This is a genomic window from Bifidobacterium sp. ESL0690 (genome assembly GCF_029392315.1).
Taxonomy (GTDB): domain Bacteria; phylum Actinomycetota; class Actinomycetes; order Actinomycetales; family Bifidobacteriaceae; genus Bifidobacterium.
In genome coordinates, this window is record NZ_CP113939.1 from 1,559,879 (window position 1) to 1,578,444 (window position 18,566).

At 55.9% G+C, this 18,566-nt stretch carries 9 protein-coding genes and 1 pseudogene; 8 read left to right on the plus strand and 2 right to left on the minus strand.

Annotated features, from left to right (window positions below):
* The first annotated feature begins 225 nt into the window (after nucleotides 1–225).
* From purT to purD, 6 genes and pseudogenes are all read left to right on the plus strand, one after another.
* On the plus strand, nucleotides 226–1,500 hold the full coding sequence (gene purT / locus OZX62_RS06315; RefSeq protein WP_277175382.1) for a formate-dependent phosphoribosylglycinamide formyltransferase: 1,275 nt from the start codon (nucleotides 226–228) through the stop codon (nucleotides 1,498–1,500).
* Between the two features lie 373 nt (nucleotides 1,501–1,873).
* Nucleotides 1,874–2,623: a phosphoribosylaminoimidazolesuccinocarboxamide synthase gene (gene purC, locus OZX62_RS06320; protein ID WP_277175383.1), complete on the plus strand. Its 750-nt coding sequence runs from the start codon at nucleotides 1,874–1,876 to the stop codon at nucleotides 2,621–2,623.
* Between the two features lie 137 nt (nucleotides 2,624–2,760).
* Nucleotides 2,761–6,633, plus strand: a pseudogene (locus OZX62_RS06325) (phosphoribosylformylglycinamidine synthase); the annotation flags it as partial.
* Nucleotides 6,634–6,709: 76 nt separating this feature from the next.
* A complete protein-coding gene (gene purF / locus OZX62_RS06330; protein ID WP_277175384.1) occupies nucleotides 6,710–8,275 on the plus strand; it encodes an amidophosphoribosyltransferase in 1,566 nt (521 codons plus the stop codon).
* Nucleotide 8,276: 1 nt separating this feature from the next.
* Nucleotides 8,277–9,317 (plus strand): phosphoribosylformylglycinamidine cyclo-ligase, encoded by a 1,041-nt coding sequence (gene purM, locus OZX62_RS06335; RefSeq protein WP_277175385.1) that lies wholly within the window; start codon nucleotides 8,277–8,279, stop codon nucleotides 9,315–9,317.
* Nucleotides 9,318–9,429: 112 nt separating this feature from the next.
* Nucleotides 9,430–10,767: a phosphoribosylamine--glycine ligase gene (gene purD, locus OZX62_RS06340; RefSeq protein ID WP_277175386.1), complete on the plus strand. Its 1,338-nt coding sequence runs from the start codon at nucleotides 9,430–9,432 to the stop codon at nucleotides 10,765–10,767.
* A 171-nt stretch (nucleotides 10,768–10,938) separates the two neighbouring features.
* Here purD and OZX62_RS06345 read toward each other — a convergent pair whose 3' ends face one another.
* Nucleotides 10,939–13,233: an LTA synthase family protein gene (locus tag OZX62_RS06345; RefSeq protein ID WP_277175387.1), complete on the minus strand. Its 2,295-nt coding sequence runs from the start codon at nucleotides 13,231–13,233 to the stop codon at nucleotides 10,939–10,941.
* 302 nt (nucleotides 13,234–13,535) lie between these two features.
* Between OZX62_RS06345 and OZX62_RS06350 the strand changes: the two genes are divergently transcribed.
* Both OZX62_RS06350 and OZX62_RS06355 read left to right on the plus strand, forming a co-directional pair.
* On the plus strand, nucleotides 13,536–14,927 hold the full coding sequence (locus OZX62_RS06350) for an alpha/beta hydrolase-fold protein (RefSeq protein ID WP_277175388.1): 1,392 nt from the start codon (nucleotides 13,536–13,538) through the stop codon (nucleotides 14,925–14,927).
* Nucleotides 14,928–15,017: 90 nt separating this feature from the next.
* Nucleotides 15,018–17,870 carry a DUF2156 domain-containing protein gene (locus tag OZX62_RS06355; protein WP_277177054.1) on the plus strand — a complete coding sequence of 951 codons (2,853 nt, stop codon included), beginning with the start codon at nucleotides 15,018–15,020 and terminating at the stop codon, nucleotides 17,868–17,870.
* Nucleotides 17,871–18,019: 149 nt separating this feature from the next.
* Here OZX62_RS06355 and OZX62_RS06360 read toward each other — a convergent pair whose 3' ends face one another.
* Complete coding sequence (locus tag OZX62_RS06360) at nucleotides 18,020–18,439, minus strand: transcriptional repressor (RefSeq protein WP_277177055.1); 420 nt, start codon at nucleotides 18,437–18,439, stop codon at nucleotides 18,020–18,022.
* Between the last annotated feature and the right edge of the window lie 127 nt (nucleotides 18,440–18,566).

An 18,566-nucleotide genomic window follows, 5' to 3' on the forward strand; every position in this document is an offset into this window, starting at 1 on the left:
AACGCCGTTACGTAGTTCGCGGCTATCGAAATACAACAAGCGGATTTTGTCAAAGTTGTACGACATCTTGCATTCTTCAATGTATTAACTCTCCTGTTTAGCAACAGTCAATAATCATCGAAATCCTTGATACTCTTTGCTTACGCAATATCGCGAATCACACAATCCATCAGTAATTATCAGATAGCAAATACACTCGGGGTTATCCCATGCGACAATGAAATCATGACCGCTGAAACCGCATCATCACCTGTCAATTACCCGCTGGGCAACCCGGCCGAATCCCACCAAACTCGCGTGCTCCTGCTTGGCTCAGGCGAGCTCGGACGCGAAATCGCCATCGAACTGACACGACTCGGGGCGTTCGTTATCGCTGCCGACAGCTATGAGCATGCGCCGGCCATGCAGATCGCGCAGGAAAGCCATGTGTTGGATATGACGAACGCCGTGGCGCTTAACAATTTAATCGGAGAGGTGCAGCCTTCGATTATCGTTCCTGAGGTCGAAGCCATTGCGACCGCCGAGTTGGCCAAAGCGGCCTCGAATGGCATCCAGGTTGTACCAAGCTCGCGCATCGCCGCGATCTGCATGGACCGTGAAGCCCTGCGAACGCTGATGCACGAAAAGCTGGGTTTGCCGACTACACCGTATCGTTTCGCGGGTTCATTTGATGAGCTGAAGGCAGGAGCACAAGCCGTCGGCTATCCATGTGTGGTCAAACCGGTGATGAGTTCCTCGGGACATGGCCAATCCGTGCTTCGTTCGGATGATGACCTCGAAGCGGCTTGGCGAGAGGCCCAAACCGGACGAAGGGACGTTAAGGACGGCGGCATTTCACGCGTCATCGTCGAAGCGTTCGCGCCACTTAATTACGAACTGACCATGCTCACGGTCTCTTCCAGTGCCGGCATCGTGGTCTGCTCCCCCATCGGCCAGTGGCAGGAAGACGGCGATTACCGCGAGTCTTGGCAGCCAGCGACTGTCAAACCGTCAGTTCTGCAAAAAGCGCAGGCTATCGCCCGGAAAGCGGTCTTCGGACTGGTCGATATCGCCCACGAAAACCACGAATATGGCTGGGGTGTTTTTGGCGTCGAACTGTTCGTTTTGAAGAACGGCGACGTACTCTTCAACGAGGTCTCCCCTCGTCCGCACGACACGGGCATGGTAACCATGGTTTCCCAACATTTAAGCGAATTCGCCCTGCATGCCAGAGCCGTTCTGGGCATTCCGGTTACCGAGAAAGACGTTGCGCTAAGCCTCAAAAACGATGAAGTCGCAGCCAGCCATGCCGTAGTAGTCACCGGAACCGGCCAAGTCACGTTCACCAACGTTTCCCAAGCCCTCTCACAACCCGATACCGACCTGCGTATCTTCGGCAAGCCAACGGTAAACGGCCACCGTCGCATGGGCGTTGCTCTGGCTATAGGTAGCGACGAAGCCGAGGCAAGAAACAAGGCTGCGCAGGTCTCCGATAATCTTGATATCACGATTGGCAAATGAGCAAAGCCCCATCTATTTTGCGAGTTATAGTCAATTCCGCTTCCGACTTTAAAGAACACGAATTCATAAAAATTGTCGATTGCGATAATTCGATCAACGCAAGGCCGTACTGATATCTGAAAACGGCTCAAGGGCGGAAAGAAAACTGACGGCAACTCGCCTGTTCGCGGATAATGGATGTAACAAGGAATTTACAATACCTGAATTTGGCGGGAAATAACGTGATTGGTAAAACGCTTCCGCGAAAGCAAAATAGCGATTGTCGAATTTTTTGCGCAGAATAATCGCCGGACTTGTTGGCTTCCATTGGTATATTTTTGACGTAAGTTCACCTCATTCAATCAATCTCGTTACTCTACGGGAAGGGCGAATCATGGAGAAACTGGATATGCTCTACAAGGGCAAAGCCAAGAAACTCTATTCAACGGATGACCCGAATGTACTCTGGGTCGAATATATGAATCAGGCCACCGCCGGCGACGGCGCGAAAAAGGCACAGATTCAAGGAAAAGGAAGTCTCAACAACCGCATCACCACGGTTCTTTTCCGGCTGCTGGAAGCCGAAGGCGTCAAGACGGATTTCATCCGCCGCGTCTCCGACACCGAACAGCTCAACGAGAAAATCACGATGTTTCCGCTTGAAATCATCATGCGCAACACCGCCGCCGGCTCCTTCGCCCAGCGTTACGGCATCAAGGAAGGCACCGAACTCAAGCGCCCGATCCTCGAATTCTGCTTCAAATCCGACGAACTGCATGATCCGTTCATCAACGTCGACGGCATCGTGGCCCTTGGGCTGGCGACCGATGAGGAAATGGCCGAAGTCTCACGCCAAGCCCGTGATATCAACGAAAAGCTCACCAAGATCTTCCGCGACATCGATGTGAAACTCGTCGATTTCAAGATCGAGGAAGGTAAGAACAAGGATGGCGAAATCGTTTTGGCCGACGAGATCACTCCGGATACTTGCAGACTTTGGGATTTGAAGGACGGTTCCGGCAAAGTCGAACATCTCGACAAAGACCTCTTCCGCAGAGACCTCGGCGATATCATTCCCGCCTACGAGGAAATCTACAAACGACTGCTTGACCTGGCCGAGAGCCGAGGCGTCAAGGTCGAATGACATATCGCTCGCATACCTTAATCACTGGTATGCGAGCGATTTTTGGTTATTGCGCAATGTGCCGTTTCCAAGCCATTTCTTCATTTCCCAATTCTTTCCCTCTCAACCACTTGACTCAGCTACGCTAAGGAACATCAGTGCTTTCAACAGTTTTTCGCGTGTATGTAGAAAAGAAACCCGGCTTTGACGTCGAGGCCAGCAATCTTACGGCCGAACTGCGGGATGTGCTCGGACTCACCGGGCTCGAGCGCGTCCGCATCATCAACCGCTACGATGCTCAAGGTTTGGATGCCGCGCTTTTCGAAGCGGCCATCCCCACGGTTTTCAGTGAACCTCCGGTGGACACCGCAACACGAGACCTGCCCGACTTGGGCGGCGCACAGGTTTTCGCGGTGGAATATCTGCCGGGTCAATTCGACCAGCGTGCGGAATCGGCCAGCCAGTGCATCCAGCTCTTGAGCCAAGGGACCCGGCCGGACGTGCGGACGGCGAAAATCTATGCGCTATATGGCAATCTGTCCGCCGATGACATCACGGCCATCAAACGTTACGTCATCAATCCTGTCGATGCGCACGAAACCGGACTTGAGACGCGCGAAACGTTGGAAACCGAGGTCAAAGTTCCCTCCGACGTCGAGGTAATCGACGGGTTCAACGAGTTTGATGACGCCGGATTGCAGCGTTTCATCGCCGAACGTGGACTGGCAATGGATCTGGGCGATGCCAAGTGCTGCCAGACCTACTTCCGGGGTGAACACCGCGAACCGACCATCACCGAAATCAAGGTGATCGACACCTATTGGTCTGATCACTGCCGTCACACCACCTTCGGCACCGAGCTGACGAAGGTCGATATCGACGATAGCGTGGTCAAGGCTGCATTCGAGCGCTACCTCAGAGTTCGGGAAAATCTGGGACGCACCAATAAACCTGTGACGTTGATGGATATGGGCACCATCGGCGCGAAGGAACTCGAAGCCGAGGACGAGCTGGCCGGGCTCGACAAGTCCGAGGAAATCAATGCCTGCACCGTCAAGATCAAGGTGGACGTCGATGGCAAGTCCGAGGACTGGCTGTTCCTGTTCAAGAACGAGACGCACAACCATCCCACGGAAATCGAGCCGTTTGGCGGGGCCGCCACCTGCATCGGCGGCTGCATCCGCGATCCGCTTTCTGGACGTGCCTACGTCTATCAGGCCATGCGTGTCACCGGAGCCGGCGACCCGCGCGTTCCTGTCTCACAGACACTGGAAGGCAAGCTGCCGCAACGCAAACTCGTCACCACAGCCGCACAAGGTTATTCCTCATACGGCAACCAAATCGGGCTAGCTACCGGACAAGTCAATGAAATCTATCATCCCGGATACGTCGCCAAACGCATGGAAGTCGGAGCCGTGGTCGGCGCGGCACCGGCTGCCAACGTGCGCCGCGAAACCCCGACGCCGGGCGACAAGATCATCCTTTTAGGCGGACGTACCGGACGTGACGGCATCGGCGGTGCGACCGGTGCTTCCAAGGCTCAGGATACGGATAGCCTCATGGAATCGGGAGCCGAGGTGCAGAAGGGCAACGCGACCGTGGAACGCAAGCTGCAACGGCTGTTCCGCCGCCAGGATGCCAGCGTGCTCATCAAGCGCTGCAATGATTTCGGTGCTGGTGGTGTATCCGTGGCGACCGGCGAAATCGCCGACGGCTTGCGGATTGACCTTGATAAGGTTCCCAAGAAATATGAGGGCTTGGACGGCACGGAACTAGCTATTTCCGAGTCCCAAGAACGCATGGCGGTTGATGTGGCCGACGAGGACGTGGACGAATTTCTGCGCTACGCACGCGAGGAGAACCTTGAAGCCACGGTCATCGCCACCGTCACTGCCGAACCGCGTATGGTCATGGATTGGCGCGGCAAACGCATCGTTGATCTCTCCCGCGAATTCCTCGCCTCGAACGGCGCCGCAAAACATCAGAATGTCCATGTACTGCCGGCCGAAGATTACACAGTTCCCCATGATTGGGAATCCGGCAATCTGCGTGAACGCCTGACTTCATTGGTCAGCGACATCAATATCGCCGGGAACAAGGGTCTTGCCGAGCGTTTTGATTCCACTATCGGTGCCGGCACCGTACTGATGCCCTTCGGCGGGCGCAAGCAGCTCACGCCGAGTCAAGCCATGGTTGCCAAGCTTCCCGTGCCCAGCGGACTGACGCACACGGCGAGCGCCATGGCATGGGGCTTCAACCCGTATATCACGGAACGCAACCAATTCGCCGGAGCCTATCTGGCCGTGGTCGAATCAATCTCTAAGCTCGTCGCCTCGGGCTTCACCAGAGAGAACGCCTATCTCAGTTTCCAGGAATATTTCGGCAAACTCCACCAGGACCCCGAACGTTGGGGCAAGCCAACCGCGGCATTGCTCGGTGCTTTGAGCGCTCAGCTTGACCTCAAGGTCGGAGCCATCGGCGGCAAGGATTCGATGAGCGGCAGCTTCGAGCAGGACGGCCGGGAACTGGACGTGCCGCCGACGCTGATTTCCTTCGCCGTGTCCACCGGAAATATGAACGGTGCAGTATCCCCGGAATTCAAGGGTTCCGGACATCGTATCGTGCGTATAGCACCGGAACGGTATGGATACGATACCACTTCCGAAAATACAAACGATGCCGAAAGCGCGTACCGGCTTATTCCCAATTCCGACGATTTGCTCGGGACGTTGGCATTGGTCGAACAACTGACCGCCACCAACCAGGTTCTCGCAATTTCGACACCAGGTTATGGTGCCATTGCCGAAGCCCTGTTCAAGATGACCCTGGGCAACCAAATCGGCGTCAGGCTGAACAACGACATCAATCTCGATGCCTTGTTCGAACCTGCGTATGGTTCCTTTATTGTGGAGCTTGCCGAAGGCGCCGAAGTGCCTGAAAGCAATGAGCAGGTCAATGTCGAAGTCATCGGTATGACCACCACTACTTATGAATTCACTGCGGCCGGCGAAACCGTCGACCTCGGCGAATTGCAGGACGTTTGGGAATCCGCGATGGAGGAAATCTTCCCCTATCGCAGCCATAGCGTCAACGGCAAAACCACCACAACGGAGAACATTCAAACGGCTTCAAATGAACCCTCCGTACAACTCTCCGCCAAAAATGAAACAGGCACGCAGACCATCAGCTACCGTAAGGGCCAGCAAGCTTTCTATACCGGCAGCCCACTCAAAGCTAAGCCGCGCGTACTCATTCCGGTATTCCCCGGCAATAACTGTGAGTACGATGCTGCGGCCGCGTTCGAGGCGGCAGGTGCCGACCCGCACACGTTGATCGTCAACAACCTCTCTCCCGAAGCCGTGGCACAATCCTCACGCCAACTGGCCGAGGAAATTAGGGCCAGCCAGATCGTCATGATTCCCGGAGGCTTCTCAGGCGGCGACGAACCAGACGGATCGGCGAAATTCATCACCGCCTTCTTCCGTGCCCCGGCCGTGGCCGATGCCGTGCGCGACTTGCTGAACAACCGTGACGGCTTGATGTTGGGTATCTGCAACGGATTCCAAGCACTCATCAAACTCGGTCTCGTGCCCTTCGGTGACATCGTCGAGCCCAGCGAACACCAGCCGACACTGACGTTCAACACCATCGGACGGCATCAAAGCCGTTTGGTGCGCACCCGGGTTTCCAGCGATCTTTCGCCTTGGATGGCTGGCAGCGAGGTCGGCGATATCTACACCATCCCGATTTCGCACGGCGAAGGCAGGTTCGTGGCTACACGGGAACAGATTCAGCAACTCGCCGACAATGGCCAAATCGCCGCACAGTACGTGGACGAAGACGGCAAGGCGAGCATGAATCTAGCCGATAATCCGAACGGTTCCATGGCTTCCGTGGAGGCACTGACCAGCCCTGACGGACGAGTACTCGGCAAGATGGGTCATTCCGAGCGTCGGGGTGACGGACTGTATTTGAACGTTCCCGGCCGTGAGTTCCAGCCGATTTTCGAGGCTGGAGTCCGCTATTTCACAGGAGTTGCGGCAACAGTCGAGGAACCGATGAACGCAAACAATCTGAACGACCAAACAGGCGAAAGGACGGTCTGAGATGTCATTCGAATTCGAAAACATTCACGAAGAATGCGGACTGTTCGGCGTATGGGGCCATCCCGAAGCCGCGCGCCTGACCTACTTCGGCCTGCACGCCCTCCAGCACCGCGGACAGGAAGGCGCCGGCATGGTCTCCAACGACCACGGCAGGCTGATCGGCCATCGCGGGCTGGGACTGTTGACGGAAGTGTTCCACGACGAGCATGAGATCGAACGACTCACCGGAGACCGCGCCATCGGCCACGTTCGTTACGCCACCAGCGGCTCCAGTGGCATCGACAACATCCAGCCGTTCATTTTCCGCTTCCACGACGGCGACTTCGCTCTGGCTCACAATGGCAATCTCACCAATTGCATCGCCTTGCGCGCCAAATTGGAGAACGAGGGGGCCATCTTCCACTCGAACTCCGACACCGAAGTGCTGATGCACCTGATTCGACGCTCGAACAAACCCACGTTCGTCGAAAAACTCAAGGAAGCCCTCAACACCGTCCATGGCGGGTTCGCCTACCTGCTGATGACCGAGGACGCGATGATCGGAGCGCTTGACCCGAACGGTTTCCGCCCGCTTTCGCTCGGCCGAATGAGCAACGGGGCCTACGTGCTGGCCAGCGAAACCTGCGCTCTGGATACGGTCGGTGCCGAGCTCGTGCGCGACATCCGACCCGGCGAAATCGTGGTCGTAAACGATGACGGTTACCGGATTCTGACCTATACCGATAAAACCCAACTCGCCATCTGCTCGATGGAATTCATCTACTTCGCCCGCCCGGATTCGAACATCTACGGCGTCAACGTCCATTCCGCCCGCAAACGCATGGGTGCGCGGCTTGCCAAGGAAGCACCGGTCGACGCGGATATGGTCATCGGCGTGCCGAACTCCTCGCTTTCCGCCGCTTCCGGTTACGCCGAAGCCAGCGGATTGCCGAACGAGATGGGACTTATCAAGAATCAATACATCGCCCGCACGTTCATTCAGCCCACGCAGGAACTGCGCGAGCAAGGTGTACGGATGAAACTTTCGGCGGTCCGCGGCGTAGTCAAAGGCAAACGAATCATCGTCATCGACGATTCCATCGTGCGCGGCACCACTTCGAAACGCATCGTCCAGCTTCTGCGCGAGGCAGGAGCTGCGGAAGTACACATGCGTATCAGCTCACCGCCGCTAAAATATCCGTGCTTCTACGGCATCGACATTTCGACCACCCGCGAACTGATCGCCGCACGCATGAGTGTCGAGGAAATAAGAAAATACATCGGCGCCGATTCGTTGCAATTCCTAAGCCTTGACGGTCTTATCGAATCCATTGGGCTCAATGCCGACGCACCTTACGGAGGCCTATGCGTCGCCTATTTCAACGGCGATTACCCCACCGCTTTGGATGATTACGAGGACGAATTCCTCGCCTCGTTGAAACCAGAGGAACGTGAGCGCCTGCCGCATTTCGCCAAATACGAAAGCCAATACGTCGACAACGAATACAGCAGCGCAGAATCATCCGAACAAAACGGCAGCAGCGCAAGCGTCGCTGACACTACCAGCACCACCACAAGGAGGGCATAGCATGCCTCAAGCATACGAACAAGCGGGAGTCAGCGTCGAGGCCGGATACGAGGTCGTCCGGCGCATCAAGTCGCACGTCGCTCGAACCAACCGACCTGGTGTGGTCGGCGGTATCGGGGGGTTCGGCGGGCTTTTCGATTTGGCCAGCCTCGGGTATAAGGAACCGATGCTGGTCTCCGGCACCGACGGCGTCGGCACCAAGCTCATGGTGGCCAAAATGGCCGGCAAGCATGACACCATCGGCATCGACTGCGTGGCGATGTGCGTCAACGACATCGCAGCCCAGGGCGCGCAACCACTGTTCTTCCTTGATTACATCGCCTGCGGCAAGAACGACCCGGCACTTCTGGAACAGGTCGTTTCCGGTGTGGCCGACGGCTGCGTTCAAGCGGAATCCGCGCTTATTGGCGGAGAAACGGCAGAAATGCCCGGTATGTATGACGAAAACGAATATGACTTGGCTGGATTCGCGGTCGGTGTCGCCGAAAAATCCGCCATCGTGGACGGCTCGGGCATCCATGAGGGCGACGCATTGATTGGTTTGGAATCCTCAGGTGTTCATTCCAACGGATTCTCATTGGTACGCGAAGCGCTTTTTAACGAAGCCGGCTATACCGTCGATACGAAACTCGACGAACTGGGCGACGCCACGTTGGGCGATGTTCTGCTCACCCCGACGAAAATCTATGTGAAGGCGCTCAAGCCGCTCTTTGCCGCAGGGCTTATCAAAGGCGTCGCACACGTCACTGGCGGTGGGTTCATCGAGAACATTCCCCGTATGATTCCCGCCGGCCTTGCTGCTTCGATCAAAATCGGCACCTGGAGCATTCCGCCGATTTTCGACATCATCGAACGCGCCGGCAGCATCGATCATGAAGAAATGTTCAATGTCTTCAACATGGGCATAGGCATGGTGCTGGCCGTCGACCCGGCGAATGTAAAGCAGGCACTTACAACCCTTGAATCGGTGGGCGAAACCGGCCACATCATCGGCTCGATTACCACCGAACCCGGAGATGCGCAACGCGTACGATTCGAATGATTTGTACTGTGTTTATCAGACAATATAAATCATTAAAATAGACTAAGTATTTGGTGCAAAGCTAGGAACTGCAACTTAATTGAATAAGGCAGAAACTGCGGAAGGACACGAAATGGGTATGAAGGTTTTGGTCATCGGATCAGGTGCGCGCGAGCACGCCATCGCCGCCACGCTGCTCAAAGGCGCAAGCGTCGACGAAGTCACCGTCGCACCCGGCAACCCCGGCATGGAACTCGACGGCATCCGCACCACCCACATCGACCCGTCCAATCACGCGGCGCTTATCGAGTTCATGCAGTCCAGCGGCTACGACTGGGCGCTCGTCGGCCCCGAAGTGCCGCTGATGCATGGCATCGTCGACGATTTCCGCGAAGTCGGCCTCAAAGCGTTCGGCCCCACCCGCGCCGCGGCCCAGGTCGAAGGCTCGAAGGATTTCGCAAAACAGCTCATGGCCCGCCACGCCATTCCGACCGCCGCCTACCGCACGTTCACCGATTACGACGCGGCTGCAGCCTATGTTGCCGAACACGGAGCACCCATCGTCATCAAGGCCGACGGACTGGCCGCCGGAAAGGGCGTGACCGTCGCGCTTGACACGCAGACAGCGCTCGGCGCGCTTGAAGACATTTTCGTCGAACGTCGTTTTGGCAATGACGATCTGAAAGTAGTTATCGAGGACTTCCTCGAAGGCCAGGAATTCTCCCTGATGAGCTTCGTCAACGGTACCGAATTCTGGCCAATGCCCATCTCGCAGGACCACAAGCGCGCATACGACGGCGACAAGGGCCCGAACACCGGCGGTATGGGAGCCTATAGTCCCGTCCCGCAAGTCAGCGACGACACGGTCGAACAGGCCATCAACACCATCATCCGCCCCACCGTCGAGGCGTTGGCCGAAGAAGGCACCCCATTCACGGGCATTCTTTACGCCGGCCTTATCGCCACCGACGATGGACCAAAAGTCATCGAATTCAACGCACGTTTTGGAGACCCGGAGACGGAAGCCGTACTGCCGTTGCTTACCAGCGACCTCGACGAAGGTATCAACGCCATCCTCAACGACGAACAACCAACATTCACCTGGCGCACGAATGCCACCGCGCTTGGTGTGGTGCTGGCCGCCAAAGGTTACCCTGGCAAGCCGAAGAAAGGCACCTTGGTTCCAGCCATCCCCACTGACTCAGATTCCCATATCTATTACGCCGGCGTGAAAAAGCCGAAGCATCCCGAAAATCAGGATCCTGCCGATTTGATCTCTTCAACCGGCCTGGTCTCCTCCTCCGGCCGCGTCTTGGTCTACGAAACCGTCGCCCCCACTCTCCAAGCCGCGCAGTCGAAAATCTACGACACTTTGGACACACTGAACACCACCGGCTTCTTCTACCGCCACGACATCGGCGCGAAAGCTCTAGAAGCTATTGTTCCGAATAACCCGAATCATATTGAATAGCAAGACATATTAAAACAGTCACATGTAACACTTTTCTGCAAAATCCATTCTCAGAAATGGATTTCGAAACGGCACAAAAGGTCGGTCGCTGCCAAAATAAGAATGGCGAGAAATAGCCATTTCTTAATTGATATCGACCGACCTTTTTGTTGATGGACCCTAACGAAAGCCTTATCCCATGAATCCGGCGTCTTTGAGATAGCCCTTGCCGGCAGTGACGTCATACTGGATGAGCTTGTAGTCGTGCATGAGTTGCTTGGTTTCCTTGTCGAAATCGCTCGCAGCCATCGGCTGACCATTGGGACCAAGGTAGATCGGCTGACCTTCGGGGATGCGCGACCAACCCTGAATCTGGTTGACCACGGGCGGCTCCATCGCAGAAACCTTGCCATGCAGCTGGGTGAGGAAGGCTAGGAACGGCGTGACCTTGGCGTTGTTCTGTTCGGCTGCCTGCGCCATGAAGAAGTTCGGCGAGGAATAGGTTCCGTCCGGGCTCTTGTATCCTTGCCGCCCGCTGGCCTTGTTCGACCAGATGAAGTAGTCGGTGGTGTGCAGCGCCAGCGAGTTCTTCTCGTCGGCCGAAGCGGTCTTGTAGATGCCAGGCAGATGGTCACCATAGAAGACGACAGTCACAGGCTTGTTGAGCGAGTCCATCTGCTCCAAGAACTTGGCGGTGGCTTTGTCGGTGATGTTCGCGCCTTTGGCGTACGTGTTGATCGACTCGTTCTCGTCGGCGCCAAGCGGCTGCGCAGGGTCGGTGGATTCGGCCTTGAACGTGTTGCCCTTGTACCAGTTGTGGTACGGCATATGGTTCTGCATCGTGGCCAGCTGGACGAATTCGTTCTGAGGATTCTTCTTCATCGACTCGTAGACGCTCTGATAAGCCGAAGCGTCGGAAACGTAGGGCGAGGAATCGATCTTCTGGCGGTGCGCGATGACCTCGGGTGGCTCCAGCGAGTAGAAATGCGAGAAACCGAATTTCTTGTAGTTGTTGGCACGCAGGTACATCGACGGCTCGTAGGGGTGGAAGGCTACAGAATGTTCCTTGCTCCCCCACAGCTGGTTGATGGTCGGCGTCCACTTTTCGCCCGGAATGAGCTGTTGATATGGGCTGGTAAGCGATGGGTCGAAATTGGCCATCGACATGCCAGTCAGGCTCATGTATTCAAGATTCGCGGTGCCGCCGCCATAGCCGGAGGAAAGCATGTAGCCGCCGGTCGTGTGTTCCTTGATCTCGCGGGTATTGGGGATGGCATCATGGTTGAGCTTGAGTCCCGGCACACGAGACGGATCCGAATATGATTCGGAGAGGATGAAGACGACGCTGCTGTCGTTCATCTTGGTGGTGCGCGTCTTGTTGATTTTCGCGGCTTCAGCGCTATAGCGCTTGGCAACCTGCTTCATCGTGGCCTCGCTATAATCGCTCGGCTGGTCCATCACTTTCGGATGGGCCTGACCCAGGAACGAGACCAGCGGGCCGTTGCGCTGAGCGTCGTAAACGGAATCCCACATCGAGGGAATATAGCCCATGGTGTTGGCAAAGGAATGGGTGAAGGTATTGATCTGGCCGACCTGATAGCTGAAACCGGTCACCAGAAGCAACGGCATGACGATAAGTACGATACGCAGTGCAGCGCCGAGGCTTTTGCTCTTTACCTTATTATTAATTCCATTGCCACTGCCGTCAATACTTTTACTTTCAGCATTACTGCTTTCGACGCTCTCGCTTCCGCTGTTATCCGCCTTTTTGCGCACCTCGCCATCAGCAACTACGCTATGGTTTTCAAACCCGAACACCTTGCCATGCCGCACGTCGAAATGGTTCAACGCAACGAAAAGCGCTACGACCAAGACCATCGCCACGACAACACCGGCAATAAGCCCGCCGGAGCCAGAGGGAATGAAACTCATCAGCGATCCGGCGTCGCCGTTGGAAACAAAGCTCAGATCGGAAGGCAGAATCGTCTCATAGCGAACGCTGACCTTGAAATGCTCGACCACAGCAATGAAAATAATCAACACAAACATGACCGGCGTTGCAATCCAGAAACGGTTGAACAACATAATCACAGCAAGATAAATGAGACCCAGCAAAAGCAGGTTCAGGACGAGGACGAAATTGCCCTTCTCCCACATCTTGGAAATCATGCCCCACACGCCGGTAAGCGGGCTGGCCAGCTTCACGCGGGTATCGCTCTGGGAGACGCCCTGCTGCAGAATAAGCGCCATGATGATGCCGAAGACCACAAACAGCAACACATAAAGCCAAGCGGGAATGTGCAATCCCTTGGATTTCTTGTCAGTTTTCGCTTTAGATTCGGATTTCACCTCCACATTGCTTTCGCTGCCGGAATCGTCGTTCCTGTTTGCCGCAGCTTCCTGCGCCGGCGATGACATATCGTTCCCATCGTGCACATCACGTGAATTTTTTTTCTCAGCGAATTTCGCTTTTTCGGCCTCGTCCATCTGATTTTCCTTCAATCAATTACGTGTATTGCGGTATCCGCTCACGTCCGTCTGCATCGCCATGCCCCGTTCATTACCAAGTACCATGGCCGTAAAACCTCATATTCCGGCTTTCACACGGAAAGCCCACAGAAAAGATTCATATCGTTTCTTGCAACGTTTCCAATAATCATAACGACACGATACTATATCTTTCCTGTGAAAGTTCGAGCGAATCCGACAATCATTCTTGCGGCTGATTGTTTTTGGCGTTGCCCTGCGTCTAGAATCGTGACGGAAGAATTTTTACGCAACTCAAGGAAATGATGGACTGGTTTTTCAACATTCAACTGCTTAAGGGCTGGCTACCCACTTCCCTGTTGGTAGCAACGATTATCGGTCTGGTCATCGTCGTCGTCCTCAAATCGAAGGACGGCTGGCGTGATCCTCTTTTGAAACAGCTCGGATGGGGTGTGGTCGGCGGCCTGGCGGGCCGTGTCGTCGTCTGGCTGCTTTCCGACGTTTTTATGGTTTTTGGCGTAAGCCTCGGAAGTTTGGTGGAAACGACCATAACCTACGGTCTTGCAGTAATTTCGGCGTTAATCGCCGCGTGCGTGAATTCGGGGAAGCTGCGTCGCGTCATCGCCATCATCACCATCGTCCTGGCATTGATCACCTGCGCGCTGAAAGTTGACGGCATCTACGGCGAATACACCACACTAGGTTCGCTTTTCGGACACAACCAATTCTCCAAACTCGACCTGAGCACGGTCGGCAAGGCAACCAACAAGGCAGACGACACCGTCTCAAAGTGGGAAAAGCTCGGCAAGGAAGGCAAGCTGCCGGCAATGCCGAAACAAGGCCAGGTCCATTCGGTCGACATTCCCAATACCCTTTCGCATTTCAAGGCCCGCACGGCCAACGTCTATCTTCCGCCGGCAGCGCTGACGAAGAACCCGCCAAAACTTCCGGTCATGGTCGTCCTCGCTGGGCAGCCGGGCACACCGGATCGTTTCTTCAGCGCCGGAGTGCTGGGACAAAAACTTGACGCCTACGCTGCCAAGCATTACGGAATGGCGCCAATAGCCGTTTCCCCCGATCAGAACGGCTCGCTGACGCATAACTCGCTGTGCGCCGATACATCCGAAGGCAATGCGGAAACCTACCTCACCAAGGATGTGACCAGCTGGATCAAGTCCAATCTTCCCGTGGAGAAATCCGCAGACAAATGGCTGATCGGCGGGTTCTCGCAGGGCGGTACCTGCGCCACCCAGCTCGGTCCGGCACATCCCGACCTTTACGGCCATATTTATTCCGCAGGCGGTGAGATCGAGCCTACGACCGGTTCCCACAAAAGCACGGTGAAGAAATACTTCGGCGGCGATGAGAAGGCCTTCGACAAGCACGTTCCGATTAAAATCATCGAGCGCAACGCACCGTCCAAGCAGACATGGTTCTCCGCGGCCGGCCAGGTCGATTCGAAATCACAAAAGAACCAGAAGGCCATCTCCAAAGCGGCCATGAACTCGGGGATGTCGGTGACCACCGTCATCGTCAAAGGCACCGGGCACGACTGGCACACCGTCAACGCCGGAATGACCGCTCAAATCGATCTGTTCGGCACCGAAACAGGGCTCGGGAAAACAGGCAAGAGCATCGATTCCTATCCTCTGCTGGAAGTAGTGAGTGACAATACCAACACATTCGACGATTAAAAGTTATTACAAAAAAGCAAAATCCATCACAATGTTGTTATTACATCAGATATGATGGTCAAACGAAGCGAAGAACGAAAGCTATTGAGCATGCAGAATCACGAAGACCCGAAAAACAAGAAAAGCAGAAAGGGCGGCCCCTCAAGCTGGACCGTGCTGGGCCATGACCTTGTCAGTTGGATGCGCGGACATCTTTTCGCCATCGTCGTCGCTGCCGTATTCCTTTTCGTCAATATCTTCGACATGGTTTCTTCGGCCATCCGCCATCTGCGCACTCCGGCCTACGGACGCACCATAAGCCTCACCGAAATTCTTTTGGGACGTATGCGCAACGGCGGGAAACCGAACGACCCGTTCCAGCAGCCGCTTCACAGCCAAGACATCATCCCCTGGCTGACGAAGATCCTGCGCTCCGCGGTATTCGTGCGCAGCCCCCTGATGCTCATCGTCTACACGCTTTTAATCGTCATCATCCTTGCCGTGGCGCAATCACGGCTCGGGGCTCTCAAAACGACGTTCGCGGCATTGTTCAGCGCCATTATCGGCTCCACTCTGGGGCTTTTGGTCTGTGTTCTGGTCGACATGGCCATGCATGACTGGCAGAGCATGGAGCGCCTGCCTGTGCTGCTCTCTCCTCTGACCATCATCATCGGGGCGCTGATGGCGGAAAGCGCCTACGAATCGGCACTATGGCGACGCCGTATCCTGCTGCTCGGCTATACCATCATCGGCACGCTCCTGCTTTTCAGCGGCAATCCCGGCGACTATTGCACACTCGGCGCGGCAATCGTCGGCCAGCTCACCGGCCTGCTGATGCACGGCCCGATCAAGGAGCACATCCAGTGGGCCAACAGCACCGACTATGAGATCCGCCGCCTCTTCGCCTTCGCCCAACTGGTGCTCGCCATCGGCCCGCTGCTGGCGCTGACCTCCACCTCCCATCTCGGACCGTTGACGACCTTTGGCCTCTTCACCTCCTCCATCTGGGGCGATTCCTCGCTCCTGACCTCCTGCAGCGTGAACCAGTCGGTGACCAGCTGTCTGCGTTTGGTCGCCACCAGACAGCACCTTGCCATAGCAGGTCTCTGGCTGCATATGCTGCTGCCCATCGCGGCCCTCGCTTTGGTGGCATGGGGCCTTTACCACGGTCGCCGTTTGGCGGCTTGGGTGAGCATCGTGCTCAATGGTGCGGCCGTCGTATTTTCCGTGCTTTATTATGTGGTCTTCCCGCTCACCGTCACACCGATAAGCCCGAGCATGGCCACTAAATACAACTTCATGCCGGCTTTCATCACCACTGCCCTTCCACCTTTGGTGCTGATTATCCTGATGGTTCGGGAACTCCCGCATTTCAGCGTTTCCACCGGTTCTTCTCGCGTCCGCAACGGTATCATTGCCATGGTGGGCATGCTGCTGGTCACCAGCGGTGTCTATATCGGCTTCGCTGTGGCCGCACCCCAGGACTTCAAGCCGCGTCCAACTGTCAAACTCATGATTATGGATATGCTGCGCAGGCTTCTGCCGACCGGTTTCGGCGGCCGCAAGTCCACGGCTCTTATCGTTCCGCAAACCACAATCGCAACACTGGTAAGCGAAGCCCTTACCGTTCTGTTCTGGCTTACGGTGCTGATTGTCTTCATCCTTTGGTTCCGTGACAACGTCACCCCCGACGAGCGCGACCGCAAGAAGGCCGAAGCGTTGGTCACCCTTGGCGGCGAATCGATGAGCTTCATGACCACTTGGGAAGGCAATCACTATTGGTTCTCCTCCACCGGCCGTTCCGCCATCGCCTACCGCGTGTTGCACGGCATCGCCCTGACCGTCACCGGTCCCTTTGGCGATCCAAACGAATACATGAACGATTTGCGTGAATTCAGCGCATTCTGCACCGCAAAAGGCTGGTCTCCTTCCTTCTATGCCGTCCATGACGACCAGCGTGAAGAACTCGAAAACATGGGTTGGTCTTCCATCCAGGTCGGTACCGAAATGGTCCTCGACCCGAGTCAGTGGCAGACGCGCGGCAAGAAATGGCAGGACATCCGCACCGCTATCAACAAGGCCAAGCGCGACGGCATCACCGACGTGCTCACCACTTACGACCAGGCCGGTTTCAACATCGACCAGCAGATCGTGGACATTTCAGAGCAATGGGCCCAACTCAAGGCTTTGCCGGAAATGAAGTTCACGCTCGGCGGCATAGAAGAACTGCGCGACGACCGTGTGGCGCTGCTGTATGCAGTGGACGAGCAAGGCACGGTTCTCGGCGTCACCAGCTGGCTGCCCACCTACCGCGACGGCCGGGTCATCGGCTGGACGCTGGACTTCATGCGCCATCGCACCGACAGCCCCAACGGCATCATGGAATTCCTTATCGCCCGCATGGCCGAGCGTTTGCGCGACCAAGGCCAGGCCGATCCAGCCAATGCCGTGAAATTCATGAGCCTTTCGGCGGCCCCATTGGCCGGCATGGGCGAGAAGGCTCCTGCTGCCGCAGATAAGGCGGTTGAAGGAAACAAGGCTGATAAATCATCCGATAAATCGGATAAGGCCGATCAAGTCCAAAAGACAGACGAAACCGCAAAAACCGATCAATCCGACAAGCCCGAAAACAAGGATAAGGACACCGACGAAGCCAAGAACGAGGGCACGAAGAATACAGATGCTGAAACAGCGACATCGCCAAGCGGCACTGAGATCATCGAACATGCTCTGCAGATCGCGGCCGACGTGCTTGAACCGGCCTACGGTTTCAAGTCGCTGTTCTTCTTCAAGAAGAAGTTCCAGCCCAGCCCGGCCCCGATCTATATCTGCTACCCCGATTCGGCCAAACTCGCCCAGATCGGCATCGCCGTGGTCAACGCCTACGTGCCGGAACTCAAGCCGAAGCAGGTCGTCGAAATCGTGAAATCCATGACCTCAACGGACAAGGGCGGCAAGAAGTAAGGGCGCAGCAAACATCTAAAACAGGAAAAGGATAGTAGCCGGTTATCATTAACTGGCTATTATCCTTTCTATTGAATGACTCGAATCCTAGTAAAGCAGATACCTGAATAGTTAAAATACTCGTAATACTTGAGTATCAGGGCGGTTCTTTAGTCGATGTCGGAGCTTTCAAGCCGCTGGCAATCCGGGCACAATCCGAAGACCTCAAGCGTATGCGAGCTGACCGTAAAGCCATGTTCCTCGGCGACTTTACGCACCCACTGCTCCGGCGGTTCGATTTCCACGGTCTTGCCGCAGTTCTCGCAGACCAGGTGATGATGATGCTCCCCGTCCTTGCAGATGCGGAACATCTGCTGGTCGTTCAGGTGGATGGTGTCGGCCCTGCCGTCATCGGCCAGCGCGTTGAGCTGCCGGTAGACCGTGGAAAGCCCGATGCCCTGCCCGTCCTCGCTTAAGATCCGATAAAGATCCTGCGCGGAAACGAAATCGTCGCAACCGGCAAGCGCCTTCAACACGGCATCTTTCTGCCATGTGTGCTGGCTGCCGCGTCTGCCGCCGCGGGATAGCATTCTGCGTACGGAACGTTCGTTGTCGCGTTGCTCGTTGGTTGCCAAGTCACAAGCCTCTTTCATTCACATCAATTATTTGGCGGCCGGAATACTCGGAATCCTCGGCGCTCTTATCTTGAGATAAGAC